10 protein-coding genes are annotated in these 16460 nt (G+C 55.5%); 3 read left to right on the forward strand and 7 right to left on the reverse strand.

Annotated elements, in window-relative coordinates:
• From OGW13_RS18725 to lrp, 7 genes are all read right to left on the reverse strand, one after another.
• Positions 1 to 582 (reverse strand): DMSO/selenate family reductase complex B subunit (locus OGW13_RS18725; RefSeq protein WP_287115586.1); only part of this gene is annotated, 582 nt, incomplete at its 3' end.
• 10 nt (positions 583 to 592) lie between these two features.
• Positions 593 to 3037 (reverse strand): dimethylsulfoxide reductase subunit A, encoded by a 2445-nt coding sequence (gene dmsA / locus OGW13_RS18730; RefSeq protein ID WP_287116351.1) that lies wholly within the window; start codon positions 3035 to 3037, stop codon positions 593 to 595.
• A gap of 232 nt (positions 3038 to 3269) precedes the next feature.
• Positions 3270 to 4562: a serine--tRNA ligase gene (serS, locus tag OGW13_RS18735; protein ID WP_287116352.1), complete on the reverse strand. Its 1293-nt coding sequence runs from the start codon at positions 4560 to 4562 to the stop codon at positions 3270 to 3272.
• 92 nt (positions 4563 to 4654) lie between these two features.
• A complete protein-coding gene (gene rarA / locus OGW13_RS18740; RefSeq protein WP_043001204.1) occupies positions 4655 to 5998 on the reverse strand; it encodes a replication-associated recombination protein RarA in 1344 nt (447 codons plus the stop codon).
• A gap of 8 nt (positions 5999 to 6006) precedes the next feature.
• On the reverse strand, positions 6007 to 6618 hold the full coding sequence (gene lolA, locus OGW13_RS18745) for an outer membrane lipoprotein periplasmic chaperone LolA (protein WP_044256345.1): 612 nt from the start codon (positions 6616 to 6618) through the stop codon (positions 6007 to 6009).
• 111 nt (positions 6619 to 6729) lie between these two features.
• Positions 6730 to 10674, reverse strand: coding sequence for a DNA translocase FtsK (ftsK, locus tag OGW13_RS18750; protein WP_287116353.1), 3945 nt, complete (start codon positions 10672 to 10674; stop codon positions 6730 to 6732).
• A 134-nt stretch (positions 10675 to 10808) separates the two neighbouring features.
• Positions 10809 to 11303, reverse strand: a complete 495-nt coding sequence (lrp, locus tag OGW13_RS18755) for a leucine-responsive transcriptional regulator Lrp (RefSeq protein ID WP_000228469.1) — start codon at positions 11301 to 11303, stop codon at positions 10809 to 10811.
• A gap of 546 nt (positions 11304 to 11849) precedes the next feature.
• Between lrp and trxB the strand changes: the two genes are divergently transcribed.
• The 3 genes from trxB to cydC all read left to right on the forward strand — a co-directional run bounded on the left by trxB (position 11850) and on the right by cydC (position 16420).
• On the forward strand, positions 11850 to 12818 hold the full coding sequence (gene trxB, locus OGW13_RS18760) for a thioredoxin-disulfide reductase (RefSeq protein ID WP_043001206.1): 969 nt from the start codon (positions 11850 to 11852) through the stop codon (positions 12816 to 12818).
• 114 nt (positions 12819 to 12932) lie between these two features.
• Positions 12933 to 14699: a heme ABC transporter permease/ATP-binding protein CydD gene (cydD, locus tag OGW13_RS18765; RefSeq protein WP_287116354.1), complete on the forward strand. Its 1767-nt coding sequence runs from the start codon at positions 12933 to 12935 to the stop codon at positions 14697 to 14699.
• Complete coding sequence (gene cydC / locus OGW13_RS18770; RefSeq protein WP_287116355.1) at positions 14699 to 16420, forward strand: heme ABC transporter ATP-binding protein/permease CydC; 1722 nt, start codon at positions 14699 to 14701, stop codon at positions 16418 to 16420. The genes cydD and cydC overlap by 1 nt, the downstream gene beginning before the upstream one ends.
• Positions 16421 to 16460 lie beyond the last annotated feature (40 nt).

The following is a 16460-nucleotide window of genomic DNA, read 5'->3' on the forward strand; positions in this document are numbered from 1 at the left end:
ATCCCCGGTCGGGCGGCTGTTGGCATTCGGTTTGATCACAATACTCGGCTTCGTAAAGTGTGCGCCAGGCAGCGGAGCAACCGCCGCCAGATCGCCGTGTTTCTGACGCAGTTCGTCAACAGGACCGAAATCCAGCGCACGTAGCGGACAAGACTCGACACAGATCGGTTTCTTGCCTTCCGCCACCCGGTCATGACAGCCGTCGCATTTGGTCATGTGGCCTTTGGCGGCGTTGTACTGCGGCGCGCCGTACGGACAGGCCATATGGCAATAACGACAGCCGATGCAGACATCTTCATCCACCACCACAAAGCCGTCTTCCCGTTTGTGCATCGCCCCGCTCGGACAGACCTTGGTACAGGCCGGATCTTCACAGTGGTTACAGGCAATAGAGAGATAATAGGCAAACACGTTCTGGTGCCAGACGCCGTTGTCTTCCTGCCAGTCTCCGCCCGCATATTCATAAATGCGGCGGAAGCTGACATCCGGGGTTAAGTCTTTGTAATCTTTACAGGCCAGTTCGCAGGTTTTACAACCGGTGCAACGGCTGGAATCAATAAAAAATCCATACTGGGTTGTCATCGGTTACTCCTTACACCTTCTCAACCTGAACAAGGTTCGTATGTGACGGGTTCCCCTTCGCCAGAGGAGACGGGCGCTGGGTGGTCAATACATTGATACAGCCCCCCTGGTCAATGCGTTTGGCATCCGGGTCATACCAGGCCCCTTCCCCTAGCGCAACCACACCCGGCATCATCCGCGGCGTCACTTTCGCCTCAATATGTAGCTCTCCGCGACCATTGAAGATGCGGACCTTGTCGCCATTACGGATACCGCGTTTTTGCGCGTCCAGCGGGTTGATCCACATCTCCTGGCGGCACGACGCCTTCAGGACATCCACGTTGCCATAGGTGGAGTGAACGCGAGATTTATAGTGGAAGCCCGTGAGCTGCAATGGATAATCTTTGGTCAACGGATCGTTGTAGTTCTCAAAACCTGGCGTGTAGATCGGCAATGGATCGATGACATCGCCTTCCGGTAGTTCCCAGGTGGCGGCAATCTTAGCCAGTTCCTGCGAGTAGATCTCGATTTTACCTGACGGCGTGGTCAACGGATTGGCCTGCGGATCGTCACGGAACGCCTTATAGGCCACGTGATGTCCTTCCGGATCGCGCTGCTTGAACAGACCCTGCTTACGGAATTCCTCAAAGGTCGGCAGCGCCGGAATAGCTTTACGCGACTGTTCGTACAGATGACGCATCCATTCTTCCTGAGTGCGTCCTTCGGTAAACTGCTGCTCGACGCCCAGACGCTTCGCCAGCTCGCTGGTCATTTCATAGATGGTTTTGCATTCAAAACGCGGCTTAATGGCCTGATCGGCGAAAATCACATAAGACATATTCCCGCAGGAAGCATCCAGCGCGAAGTCCATCTGTTCAGAAGCCGTGCAGTCCGGCAGCAGGATATCGGCATACTTCGCTGACGACGTCATGTGGCAGTCGATGACGACAATCATTTCGCACTTCTTGTCATCCTGCAGGATGTCGTGCGTGCGGTTGATCTCTGAGTGCTGGTTGATAAGACAGTTACCGGCGTAGTTCCAGATCATCTTAATCGGCACGTCGAGTTTATCTTTGCCGCGCACGCCATCACGCAGCGCAGTCATTTCCGGACCACGTTCAATCGCGTCGGTCCACATAAACATTGAGATACTGGTTTCTACCGGGTTTTCCAGCGTTGGCATCCGTACAAACGGCAGACCGTAAGAGCCTTCACGTGCACCGCTGTTGCCACCGTTGATCCCGACGTTACCGGTTAAAATGGCCAGCATTGAAATGGCACGGGTGGCGATTTCACCGTTCGCATGGCGCTGTGGTCCCCATCCCTGGCTGATATAGGCTGGTTTTGCGCTGCCGATTTCTCGCGCCAGTTTGATAATACGGTCTGCCGGAATGCCGGTAATTTGCGCTGCCCACTCAGGCGTTTTTGGCGTATCGTCAGTCCCCTGCCCGAGAATATAAGCCTTATAGTGGCCATTCTTCGGCGCGCTGGCTGGCAACGTTTTCTCGTCGTAGCCCACACAGTACTTATCGAGGAACGGCTGATCGACCATATTCTCAGTAATCAGCACATAAGCCAGCGCATTCACCAGCGCCGCATCGGTACCCGGACGAATCGGGATCCATTCATCTTCACGACCGGCCCCGGTATCGGTATAGCGCGGATCGATAATAATCATCCGGGCATTCGATTTCTGTCGCGCCTGTTCCAGATAGTAGGTCACCCCACCGCCGCTCATACGGGTTTCGCCAGGGTTGTTACCGAACAGCACTACCAGCTTACTGTTTTCGATGTCCGATGGGCTGTTACCATCCGCCCAACCGCCATAGGTGTAGTTCAGACCCGCCGCGATTTGTGCGGAAGAGTAGTCGCCGTAGTGGTTCAAATAACCGCCGCAGCAGTTCATCAGACGCGCCACCAGGGTATTTCCCGGCGGCCAGGAACGGGTCATCGTACCGCCCAGCGTACCGGTGCCGTAGTTCAGATAGATAGACTCGTTACCGTAGTCTTTAATCAGACGCTGCATGTTGTTGGCGATGATGTCGTAAGCCTCATCCCAGGTGATGCGCTCGAATTTGCCTTCTCCGCGTTTACCGACGCGTTTCATCGGGTATTTCAGACGATCCGGGTTATAGACGCGACGACGCATGGAACGTCCACGCAGACAGGCACGCACCTGATGCAAACCGTCGTAGTTGTCATCACCGGTGTTGTCGGTTTCAACGTATTTGATTTCGCCATCCACAACATGCATGCGCAACGGGCAACGACTCCCGCAGTTTACGGTACAGGCGCTCCAGACGACTTTTTCGCTGGCTTGTGCCGGACTCAGGGCTTCGGCAGCATTAGCGATACGGGTAAATGGCAGGGTAAACGCGCTGCTGGCCATCGCCAGTCCGCCAATCGCCGTCGTTTTGACCAAACCGCGACGACTCACCTCCGCTGCCATCACGGCATCAGGGATCTTCGTTTTCATAAAGGCTCACTCTGCTTGCTTACAGTAAAAAAACAGAAATTGATATTATTATTTGAGTAGTTAAGCAACGTTATATAGTTCTACATACAACGTATTTACAGGATAACAGTGCAAAATGCTGAATTTCATTCGAAAGTAATATTACCCCTAAGGGGGTAATGATTATTGTCCGGCGTCAAACAGGCATAAAAAAAGCGCCCAAAGGCGCTTTTTAGAAAGAGTGAAGCGAGGATTAACCGATATATTCCAGTCCGTTCATGTACGGACGCAACACTTCCGGCACTTCGATACGGCCATCAGCCTGCTGGTAGTTTTCCATCACCGCCACCAGCGTACGACCAACCGCCAGACCAGAACCGTTCAGAGTATGCACCAGACGGGTCTTTTTGTCGGACTTGCTGCGACAGCGAGCCTGCATACGGCGCGCCTGGAAATCCCAGACGTTAGAGCAGGATGAAATCTCGCGGTAGGTATTCTGCGCCGGTACCCACACTTCCAGATCGTAGGTTTTGCATGCGCCAAAGCCCATGTCGCCGGTGCAAAGAATGATTTTGCGATAGGGCAGACCCAGCAGTTGCAGCACTTTTTCCGCATGACCGGTCATCTCTTCCAGCGCTGCCATTGAATCTTCCGGGCGAACGATCTGTACCATTTCAACTTTGTCGAACTGGTGCATACGGATCAGGCCACGAGTATCACGACCGTAGGAACCCGCTTCAGAGCGGAAGCACGGTGTGTGCGCCGTTATTTTGATCGGCAGTTGGTCTTCGTCGATGATCTCATCACGCACCAGGTTGGTCAGCGGCACTTCTGCCGTCGGAATCAACGCGTAGTTGCTGCTGTCAGCCTCTTCTTCCAGCGGACGCGTGTGGAACAGATCGCCGGCAAATTTCGGCAACTGCCCCGTGCCGTACAGGGTGTCATGGTTGACCAGATACGGCACATAGTTTTCGCTGTAGCCATGCTGTTCGGTATGCAGATCGAGCATAAATTGCGAGAGCGCACGGTGCATACGGGCAATCTGCCCTTTCATCACCACGAAGCGGGAACCCGTCAGCTTAACGGCAGCAGCGAAATCCAGACCGGAATGCATTTCGCCCAGCGTGACGTGATCGCGAACCTCAAAGTCGAACTCGCGCGGGGTACCCCAGCGGCTGACTTCAACGTTATCGTTTTCGTCTTTACCGACCGGCACTTCGTCTGCAGGCAGGTTAGGAATGGCCAGCGCGATATCACGAATCTCAGCCTGTAAAACATCCAGCTCCGCTTTTGCGGCATCCAGCTCTTCGCCCAGTTTGTTCACTTCCAGACGTAAAGGCTCGATATCTTCCCCGCGCGCTTTCGCCTGGCCGATGGATTTCGATCGAGAGTTACGCTCTGCCTGCAGGTTTTCAGTATTGACCTGCAAAACTTTACGACGCTCTTCAAGAGCGCGCAGCTTATCTACATCCAGCTTAAAGCCCCGGCGTGCCAGTTTTTCAGCGACTGCGTCTGGCTCATTACGCAGCAGATTGGGATCGAGCATGCTTATCCTGTGCTTATCGAATTGAAATGGGAAAATGTGACCACAGCCTGCGGTCACAGGGATACAGTGCCAACATTACCGCAACGCCTGCGCTAACGGTAGCGTTTTATAGGGCTATTTTGATCCTGTCCGGCGAGCCAGGCGAGCTTTTCGCCAATCTTGCCCTCAAGACCTCTGTTTGTGGGGTGATAATAGCGTGTTTGTGCCATCTCCGGCGGGAAATATTCCTCGCCCGCGGCATAAGCATTCGGTTCGTCATGTGCATAACGATATTCCTGGCCGTAACCCATCTCTTTCATCAACTTCGTCGGCGCATTGCGCAGATGAACAGGTACGTCATAGTCAGGACGTTCGCGGGCATCGGAGAGCGCCGCTTTAAAGGCGGTATACACCGCATTGCTTTTCGGTGCACAGGCCAGATAAACAATCGCCTGGGCGATGGCGCGCTCGCCTTCAGCAGGCCCCACACGCGTGAAGCAGTCCCAGGCGGAAATCGCCACCTGCATCGCACGCGGATCGGCATTGCCCACATCTTCGGAAGCAATCGCCAGGCAACGGCGCGCGACATACAGCGGATCCCCCCCTGCCGTAATGATTCGCGCATACCAGTAAAGTGCCGCATCCGGCGCGCTGCCGCGAACTGATTTATGCAATGCGGAAATGAGATCGTAGAAGCGGTCGCCTTTGTTATCAAAACGCGCGCTGCGCTCACCGGCGATTTCGGTCAACAACGCGGGAAGCAGTACTCGCTTGCCGCTATCATCCACTTCGGCCATATCAGCCATCATTTCCAGGGTGTTCAATGCGCGGCGCGCATCACCATTGACCAGTTCCGCGATAGCTTTGCGGGTATCATCCGGCAGAACGATATCCTGGCCACCATAGCCCCGCGCCTTGTCTTCCATCGCCTGACGGAGAACCTGTTCGATATCTTCCGTGGTCAGCGATTTGAGCAAATAGACGCGCGCCCGCGACAACAGCGCAGAATTCAGTTCAAACGACGGGTTTTCGGTGGTTGCCCCGATAAAGGTGATCGTGCCGTCTTCAATATGCGGTAAGAACGCATCCTGTTGGCTTTTATTAAAGCGATGAACTTCGTCAACAAAAAGAATAGTGCGACGCCCGGCATGACGATTCTGACGGGCGCGTTCGATGGCTTCGCGGATCTCTTTCACGCCGGAGGTGACCGCCGATATCCGCTCAACGTCGGCATCGGCGTAGCGGGCAATCACTTCAGCGAGTGTCGTTTTCCCGGTTCCCGGCGGTCCCCACAAGATCATGGAGTGCAGATGTCCGGCTTCAATCGCACGCGGCAACGGTTTACCCGCAGCCAGCAGGTGCTGCTGACCAATATACTGCGCTAAATTTTCTGGCCGCATCCGCGCGGCCAGTGGCTGAAAGGTATTATCAGAAAAATCGAGCGACAGGTTGCTCACGCAGGCCTCTACTTACGTTGGTCGTCTACCGTTACGCCTTGCGGTGGAGTAAAGGTGAACTTCGATGCGTCAACGGCGCCATTCTGCTGTGATTTCAGCTGATAGCTGCTGCGCTGGTCATCCTGCTCCACGGCGCTGAACTGATGAATAGTCCCGTCACGGCCCACATTGATGGTGAACTGTTTCAGGTTACCGTTGCTGGTTTTCGGCGTCAGGACGAAGTCGTCACCGTTCTGCTTGATATTGTACTGTTGCCAGTCGCTGGACTGGTTGCGGGCAATCAGCATAAACGGCGTGTTGCCAGTGGCGTCTTTCAGCCAGGTCGCGGTGGCCTGCTCAACAAACGGGTTGAAGAACCACAGCGTTTTCCCATCAGAAACCAGAATGCTTTCATCAGGCTGCGTCATGTGCCAGTTAAACAGGTTCGGACGCTTCACCCACAAATCACCCTGACCTTCCTGAACAGCAGCGCCGCTGCCATCAGTCACTTTCTGTGTGAAGCTGGCGTGGAAGCTGCTTACTTTATCCAGACGACTTTTCAGATCGCTGGCGGCATCCGCCCAAACGCTGCTTACCACGAATCCTGAGAGTAATGCACAGGTGATTGCGATTTTTTTCATTGTTATTCCTCAAAATACGTCACTCCCGACCGGGAGATCCCTCTGCTATCCATTCCAGGCCAAAAATCAGCGTGAGGAAAGAAGACAATACTGAATTACGTAACTTTGCACTTAGTCAAACGGTGGTGGCGCCAGCACTTCACGATTGCCGTTATGGCCTTGTTCGCTGACGATTCCCTGCGCTTCCATCTGTTCGATAATGCGCGCCGCACGGTTGTAGCCAATACGGAACTGGCGCTGTACGCCGGAGATGGACGCTTTACGTTTCTCTGTCACAAAGTTGACAGCCTGATCGAATAACGGATCCAGCTCTTCGCCACCGTCAAAGCCACCGCCGCCGCCTTCGCTTTCGCTGTCGGAGGTGATGCCATCCACATACTGCGGACGCCCACGCGCCTTCCAGTCCTGCACCACCGCATGCACTTCCTGGTCACGGACAAATGCGCCGTGAACACGCACCGGCATGGTGGAGTTTGGCCCGGAGTAAAGCATATCCCCCATCCCCAGCAGCGATTCTGCACCGCCCTGATCGAGGATAGTACGCGAGTCAATCTTACTGGACACGGTGAAGGCAATACGTGTCGGTATGTTGGCTTTAATAAGACCGGTAATGACGTCAACCGATGGACGCTGTGTCGCCAGCACCAGGTGGATCCCGGCCGCACGGGCTTTTTGCGCCAGTCGGGCAATCAGCTCTTCAACTTTCTTACCGACGGTCATCATCAGGTCGGCAAATTCGTCAACCAGCACAACGATATACGGCAGTTTTTCCAGTACCGGATGCTGCGCATCCATACTGTCGCCCGGTTTCCAGTACGGGTCCGGAATTGGACGTCCCATCCGCGCGGCTTCGGCTATCTTCTCGTTGTAACCCGCAAGATTACGCACGCCCAGCGCAGACATCAGCTTGTAACGGCGTTCCATCTCGTTAACGCTCCAGCGCAGGGCGTTGGCGGCGTCTTTCATATCCGTGACGACTTCCGTCAGCAGATGCGGAATGCCTTCGTAAACCGACAGCTCCAGCATTTTCGGGTCGATCATGATGAAACGAACGTCTTCCGGCTGCGCCTTGTAAAGCATGCTGAGGATCATGGCGTTCACCCCAACCGATTTACCCGAACCGGTTGTTCCCGCCACCAGCAGGTGCGGCATTTTCGCCAGATCGGCTACCACCGGATCGCCGGCAATATCTTTACCCAACACGACGGTCAGCGGCGACGGGTTTTCACGGAACTTCGCGTTATCCAGCACTTCACGCAGGTAAACGGTCTGCCGTTTTTTGTTCGGCAATTCCAGGCCTACGTATGGTTTACCCGGAATCACTTCCACCACGCGCACCGCGACAGTCGACAACGAACGCGCCAGGTCACGAGAAAGGTTGGAAATACGCGCCGCTTTCACACCCGGCGCCAGATTCAGTTCAAAACGGGTGATCACCGGACCTGGCGAGTAATTCACCACATCAGCCTTGATGCGGAAATCAGCCAGGCGAGCTTCAACCAGGCGCGCCATTTGTTCCAGCGCGAAGGTATCAACCGGCTCCACTTCACTCGGTGGCTGCGTCAGCAGATCCAGCGAAGGCAGTGGCGTCGTCGGTTTTTGCAGCGGACGGCTGTCACCATTGCGCATCAGCAGCGGGTGAATCAGGCTTTCCTGCGGCTGGGGTGCAGCAGGTTGCTGCGTCACTATCGGCTGATGCGGTTGCTGATACTGTGGCTGCGGCGCTACCGGCTGTTGTGGTTGTTGATAGTGCGGCTGCGGCGCTACCGGCTGTTGTGGCTGCTGATACTGCGACTGCGGCGCTACTGGCTGTTGCGGCTGCTGATACTGCGGCGTTGTGGGTGGCTGAACAGGCGCAGACTCCGGCATTACGCCCGGTGTAAACAGCGGCTCATGCGGGCCGTTATCGACCAGCGTTTTCATGGGTGAAAACTCAAAATCATCCAGCGAGAATGGATTCGCTCCGGCAGGTTGCTCACCGGCGTAGCGCTGTTGCTGTGAAGAGGCAAACTGGCGCGCCAGTTCAGCTTCCGCAGCGGCATCTTCATCGTCGGCCTGCGTCGCCTCATGCTGATACTCGTCGCCATAACGACTTTGCTGTGACTGAGCAAACTGACGAGCCAGTTCGTCCTGTTGCATGGCGTCGATTTCATCATCGCTATACTGCGGATCGTGTTGACCGGCTTCACGCGCTCTCTCCTCAGCCATACGCTGAGAAGGCAATTTAATACCATACGATGCCAGCTCACGGCGTGTCGGTACACGTACGCGATTGGGACGAGGCAGTTGCGGGCCAATCCCTTCTTTCACCTGCGGACGCGGCGCTCCGCCATTCGCGAGGCTGAAGACTGGCGCTGCAGCTGCCGCAGTCGCACCGGCTGATAAGGTCGCATCCTTCACGCTTGCAGCGATCGGCGCAATGGTCGCAGCGGTGTCAACAGGCGGTATAGAAGGCGCAGTTGACGGTGCAGGAACCACCGGTTCCGGCGCGTTAACAGGTTCAGGAATCGGCTGATACCACGCGGCCAGTTGCTCACGTTCACGCGCACGCTTCTCTTCCACTTCTTCAAAGTAGTACAGCGGCGGGCGCGCAGGTTTTGTCTCTTCGACTACCGGCTCAGGCTCAGTAATCGGAGCCTGCGGAACCACAGGTTCCTGTGGCGATAAAGGCTCCGGCTGATACGCTGGCTGATGATAAACCGGCTGCTGGACAGGCTCGGGTTGATAAACCGGCTCGGGCTGCCAGGGTTGCTCTACCGTAGCTTGCGGTTGCTGCCACGGTTGTTGCGGTACGCCTGGCTGCGGATAACCAGCTTCAGGAGCCACAGACGCAGCATTTTGCGGTTCAGTCGGAACAGGCTGTTGCCATGTCTCATACTGCGCCTGCTGCGGCTGCGCGTACGGGTTGTGCGACGGATAGCCTTCCGGCGCAGGAGCAATCACCGGCTCGCCGGTTTGCGGGCCTGGTACGGGTTGCCATGCAACCGCAGGTTGTACAGGAACGGTTTCTGCGCCTGGTACGGGCGGCGTTTGCATAATCGGATCGACCGGCGCAGCCCAGGCCTGAGTCGCAGCCGTTGCTGCCGCCGCAGCGGCGACGGGTTCGGTCACCGAATGACCGTTTAACAGCGGATCGTATTCATCATATTCCGGCTGTGTCGCACGATGCCCGGAGAACAGCACATCGCCAGGATCGGCCGCGACGCCGCGCGCGCTGTAGGCTATCTCATCGTCATCATCCATGCGTCTGCCGGAGAAGAGCGCCGCATCCGTCTGACGGCCATGCGGATTGATAAATTTTTCAGCCAGACGTTTACGGCGCGCCAGCGCACCGCGAAGAATACGCGCCCGACGGGATTCACGTTTCCCGCCCTCGACTTCATCTTCATACTCTTCATCGTCTTCGTATTCGTCGTCTTCTACCCAGGTATCATCACGACGGGTACGGTTGCTGGCAAAGGTCAGAATATTGAGCAGCCAGCCGCCAAGTTTTTCGGCGATGCTAACCCAGGACCAGCCGGTAAAGAGCGTCAGCCCTGCCGCCCACACGCACAGAAGCGTAATGGTGCCACCACTGCTGTGCAGCAACGGTTGCAGCGTGGTACTCAACAGACTGCCAATCACCCCGCCGGAGGCGAAGTACCAGATGTCATCGGCATTAATAGCGGCCAGACCACAGGAGGTAAGGATAAGCGCCAGCACGCCAATGATGCGCAGCGAGACGGCAAAATAGTCGATATAGTCATCGGTCGCCTGGTGACGCCAGGCAAACCAGCAGCCGCCCACAATGATGACAGGAATGGTGTACGCCATTATCCCAAAGATAAAGAACAGGGTATCCGCCAGCCATGCCCCCGGCGCCCCGCCCAAATTATGGATAGGCTCATGCCAGGCCGTTTGCGACCAACTGGGATCAGAAGGATTAAAGCTCAGTAAGGCTGCCATCAGCCAGACGGCAAAAAGGGCAATAAGAATCAGCAACGCCTCCAGAAGTCGGCGCCCGCTGCTTAACTTTGTCAATGTGACTTCTTTGTCTTCAGTGTATTCCTGGCTCAAAAAAGGCTCTCCAGGTTTCGGGCTTTTCCTGCCCGATGCTAAAACGGACAACAGCACCGGGTTACCCCGGCACTGTTGCTGTATGGATTAACAGGAGTGTAATCAAAATACGCCGATTTTGCACCTGTTCCGTATTAGCGCGTCTTAATAACCAGACGATTACTCTGTTTGACTTCTTCCATTACCACGTAAGTACGGGTGTCATTGACGCCAGGCAGACGCAGCAGGGTTTCCCCCAGCAGCTTACGGTAGGCTGACATGTCCGGCACACGTGTTTTCAACAGGTAGTCGAAATCGCCAGACACCAAATGACACTCTTGAATTTCTTCAAGTTTTTGTACTGCGGCGTTGAATTGTTCAAACACATCCGGAGCGCCACGATTCAGAGTAATCTCAACAAATACCAGAAGTGATGCATCCAGATAATGCGGGTTTAACAGCGCTGTATAGCCCTGAATGAAACCCTGTCTTTCCAGACGACGCACACGCTCAAGGCAGGGCGTCGGGGAAAGTCCCACTCGTTTAGAAAGCTCGACGTTAGAAATACGCCCATCCTTTTGCAGCTCATTAAGAATGTTACGATCAATACGGTCGAGATCTTTGCCAGGGCGCTTCTTGCTATCTACCATTATTATTGTCTCTCTGTATTCCTTCCCTACTCCTGCCTGACTCATCAAACATCATTGTCGAGAGTCGATGCCCATCACAATAGACCGAACCCAAGAGGATTAGCGGCGCGCAATGCCTGGGTCTATAGTGAGAAGACCGTTGCCTGACGGCAGCTATCGACATCACGAATGGCGTCTGTCCACACCATGCGTAGATTTCGCTAGCCCGGTAAACATGGTATTTATATGCATGATTATGCGGCACACACACAACACTGTTTTTTTCTTCCTCGAATGTTTTCGCAAAACAGCAGGTGATTGTCAAAGCAAAACATCGATTTTTAGTACAACATGCCAGTTATTCATTAGGCGTTAAGATGATTCATCATTTTATCACCTTATAACTGAGGGATTTTAAGTAGAATTCGTTATGGCGTGACGGCAGATTTGTTCACTCATTGGCCTCGTCTATTCCACAAATTGTTAACAAAATCGCTATACCCTTTTTTTACGCCGTCAAATTCCCTACAATCCAGCCCATTGCCTGCCAACAACAATGAGGATCTCATGGGCACGACCAAACACAGTAAACTGCTTATCCTGGGTTCCGGCCCGGCGGGATATACCGCAGCGGTCTATGCTGCGCGCGCAAACCTGCAGCCGGTACTGATTACCGGTATGGAAAAAGGCGGTCAACTGACCACCACCACAGAAGTTGAAAACTGGCCGGGCGATCCGAATGATCTGACCGGACCACTGCTGATGGAACGTATGCACGAGCATGCGACTAAGTTTGAAACCGAGATCATCTTCGATCACATCAATAAAGTGGACCTGCAAAACCGTCCGTTCCGTCTGATCGGTGACAGTGCAGAGTACACCTGTGATGCGCTAATCATCGCTACCGGTGCGTCCGCTCGCTATCTCGGTCTGCCGTCAGAAGAGGCATTCAAAGGCCGTGGCGTTTCTGCCTGCGCTACCTGCGACGGTTTTTTCTATCGTAACCAGAAAGTCGCGGTTATCGGTGGCGGTAACACAGCCGTCGAAGAAGCGCTGTATCTGGCAAACATCGCCTCTGAAGTTCACCTGATTCACCGTCGTGACGGTTTCCGCGCGGAAAAAATTCTGATTAAGCGTCTGATGGACAAAGTGGAGAACGGCAACATCGTGTTGCACACCCACCGCACGCTGGAAGAAGTGACTGGCGATCAGATGGGCGTCACGGGTCTGCGCCTGCGTGATACGCAGAATGCGGACAACATTGAGTCGCTGGATGTCGCAGGGCTGTTTGTTGCCATCGGCCACAGCCCGAACACGGCGATTTTCGAAGGACAGCTTGAGCTGGAAAACGGCTACATTAAAGTGCAGTCCGGGAGTCACGGTAACGCGACCCAGACCAGCATCCCGGGCGTCTTTGCTGCGGGCGACGTGATGGACCACATTTACCGTCAGGCTATCACCTCCGCAGGCACCGGTTGTATGGCTGCGCTGGATGCTGAACGCTACCTCGACGGTTTAGCCGACGCGTGCAAATAGTTTTTACAAATCAGTAACAAAAGTAAATAAGGCGACTATAAGTCGCCTTTATTTTTGCCCCGTTGTAACATTGCCCTGGCAAAAAATTCTGATAACTCACCTGCAAAGCGCGCAATGAATAAAACTCGTCAACAAGAGCTAACCCGCTGGTTAAAACAGCAAAGTGTCATTTCCCAACGCTGGCTTATGATTTCCCGTCTGCTGGGGTTTGTGAGTGGAGTACTGATTGTCGCTCAGGCCTGGATCATGGCTCGCATTCTGCAACATATGATCATGGAGAATATCCCGCGCGAGGCGTTGCTGTTGCCATTTGTCGTGCTGGTGCTGATCTTTATCCTCCGTGCCTGGGTCGTCTGGTTACGCGAACGCGTCGGATTCCATGCGGGCCAACACATCCGGTTTGAGATCCGCCGCCAGGTGCTCGACCGCCTGCAACAGGCCGGTCCGGCGTGGATCCAGGGAAAACCCGCAGGAAGCTGGGCCACGCTGGTGCTGGAACAGATTGACGATATGCACGACTACTACGCTCGTTATCTGCCGCAGATGGCGCTGGCGGTGTGTGTGCCCATCCTGATTGTCGCGGCTATTTTTCCGTCAAACTGGGCCGCCGCGTTGATCCTTCTCGGCACCGCGCCGCTGATCCCTCTGTTCATGGCGATGGTCGGTATGGGCGCTGCTGATGCTAACCGGCGTAATTTCCTCGCCCTGTCGCGTCTGAGCGGACATTTCCTCGATCGCTTACGCGGAATGGAGACCCTGCGCATTTTTGGCCGTGGTGAAGCTGAAACCGAAAGCATTCGCGTCGCCTCGCAAGATTTCCGCCAGCGTACGATGGAAGTCTTGCGCCTTGCCTTTTTATCCTCGGGCGTACTGGAGTTTTTTACCTCGCTTTCCATTGCGCTGGTCGCGGTTTACTTTGGTTTTTCCTACCTCGGCGAACTTAATTTCGGCCACTACGGCACGGGCGTCACGCTGGCAGCAGGCTTCCTCGCCCTTATTCTGGCCCCTGAGTTTTTCCAGCCGCTGCGCGATTTGGGGACGTTTTATCACGCTAAAGCACAGGCGGTTGGCGCGGCAGACAGCCTGAAGACTTTTATGGAAACGCCGCTCGCCCATCCTGAACAAGGTGATGTGGAACTATCCACGCAAGAACCTGTTTCCATTGACGCTGTCGATCTCATCATTACATCGCCAGAAGGTAAGACCCTGGCGGGACCACTGAACTTCTCCCTCGCTGCCGGGCAGCGTGTCGTGCTGGTCGGTCGCAGCGGTTCGGGTAAGAGTTCTCTGCTGAATGCGCTTTCCGGCTTCCTCTCTTATCAGGGATCGCTGCGCATTAACGGGGTTGAACTTCGCGATTTGTCGCCAGAGTCCTGGCGTAAGCATCTCTCTTGGGTGGGGCAAAACCCGCAGTTGCCCGCGGCGACGATACGGGAAAACGTTCTTCTGGCTCGCCCGAATGCCAGTGAGCAAGAGTTGCGTGCCGCGCTCGACAGCGCCTGGGTCAGTGAATTCCTGCCGCTGTTACCACAGGGCGTGGATACGCCCGTTGGCGATCAGGCCGGACGTCTGTCCGTTGGTCAGGCGCAACGCGTGGCAGTAGCCCGTGCGCTCCTTAATCCCTGCAAGTTGCTGCTGCTGGATGAGCCGGCTGCCAGCCTGGATGCCCATAGCGAACAGCGGGTCATGCAGGCGCTGAAAGCGGCCTCAAAACGCCAGACCACCCTGATGGTCACGCACCAGCTTGAAGATCTGGCTGACTGGGACACGATTTGGGTGATGCAGGACGGACAGATTATCGAACAGGGCTCCTGGGCCGAACTGAGTACCGCCAATGGCGCATTTGCGACGCTGTTGGCCCATCGTCAGGAGGAAATCTAATGCGCGCGCTACTGCCTTATCTGACGCTCTATAAACGTCACAAATGGATGTTAACGCTGGGCATCGTGCTGGCGATCATCACCCTGCTCGCCAGCATTGGCCTGCTGACGCTGTCCGGCTGGTTCCTCTCTGCGTCAGCCGTCGCGGGCTTTGCCGGTATCTACAGTTTTAACTATATGCTGCCTGCCGCAGGCGTGCGCGGTGCGGCTATTACCCGGACTGCCGGACGCTATTTTGAGCGGCTGGTCAGCCATGATGCCACCTTCCGCGTGCTGCAACATTTACGTATTCACACCTTCAGCAAGCTGCTGCCGCTCTCCCCTGCCGGGCTGGCTCGTTATCGTCAGGGTGAACTGTTGAACCGCATTGTGGCGGATGTGGATACGCTGGATCACCTCTACCTGCGCGTCATCTCCCCCCTGGTGGGAGCCTTCGTGGTGATTATGGTTGTGACGATCGGTCTGAGCGTGCTGGATGTCACCCTCGCCTGCACCCTCGGCGGCGTGATGCTGCTGACGCTGTTTATTATGCCGCCGGTGTTTTATCGCGCCGGGAAAACCACCGGACAAAACCTGACGCACCTGCGCGGACAGTATCGCCAGCAGTTGACCTCATGGTTACAGGGTCAGGCTGAACTGACCATTTTCGGCGCCAGCGACCGCTACCGCGCACAGATGGAGGCCACCGAGTTACAGTGGCACGAAGCGCAGCGCCGCCAGTCTGAACTGACGGCACTGTCACAGGCGCTGATGTTGCTCATCGGTGCCATTGCCATTTTGCTGATGTTGTGGATGGCGGCAGGCGGCGTAGGGGATAACGCTCAGCCTGGCGCGCTGATTGCCCTGTTTGTCTTTTGCGCGCTGGCAGCATTTGAAGCGCTGGCTCCGGTTACCGGCGCATTCCAGCATCTGGGACAGGTCATCGCCTCCGCCATGCGGATCACCGAACTGACCGAACAGAAGCCGGAAGTCACTTTCCCGACTGACGTATCCGACGTCCCGGTTCAGGTCACTCTGACGCTGCGTGACGTTTCATTCAGCTACCCCGAACAGGCGCAAAAGGCGCTGGATTCGCTCTCCCTGCAGGTGAATCCAGGCGAGCATATCGCCATTCTTGGGCGCACCGGGTGCGGTAAATCGACATTACTCCAACTGCTCACGCGCGCGTGGGATCCGCAGCAGGGCGAGATCCTGCTCAATGGTTGTTCGATTGCAACCCTGAATGAAGCGACGCTGCGCAAGACCATCAGCGTTGTGCCGCAGCGCGTGCACTTATTCAGCGCCACCCTGCGCGACAACCTGCTGCTTGCGGCGCCTGACGCCAGTGACGACCAGCTGACAGACACGCTGCGCCGCGTCGGGCTGGAGAAACTCCTGGACGATGCTGGCCTCAACAGTTGGCTGGGCGAAGGCGGTCGTCAGCTATCCGGTGGCGAACTGCGTCGTCTGGCGATCGCCCGTGCGCTTTTGCACGATGCGCCGCTGATGCTGCTTGATGAACCGACGGAAGGCCTGGATGCGACGACCGAAAGCCAAATGCTTGAATTGCTGGCAGAGGTGATGCGCGATAAAACGTTACTGATGGTGACGCATCGCCTGCGCGGGCTCGCGCGTTTTGATCAAATAATAGTGATGGACAACGGCCAAATTATTGAGCAAGGTAATCACGCAGATCTGTTAGCGCAGCAGGGTCGTTATTACCAGTTTAAGCAAGGTCTGTAAGCTATTATTGAACGATCCGACTCGCGTACTGGAGTTCTGC

It is taken from the genome of Citrobacter sp. Ca225 (genome assembly GCF_030337175.1).
Taxonomy (GTDB): Bacteria; Pseudomonadota; Gammaproteobacteria; order Enterobacterales; family Enterobacteriaceae; genus Citrobacter_A; species Citrobacter_A amalonaticus.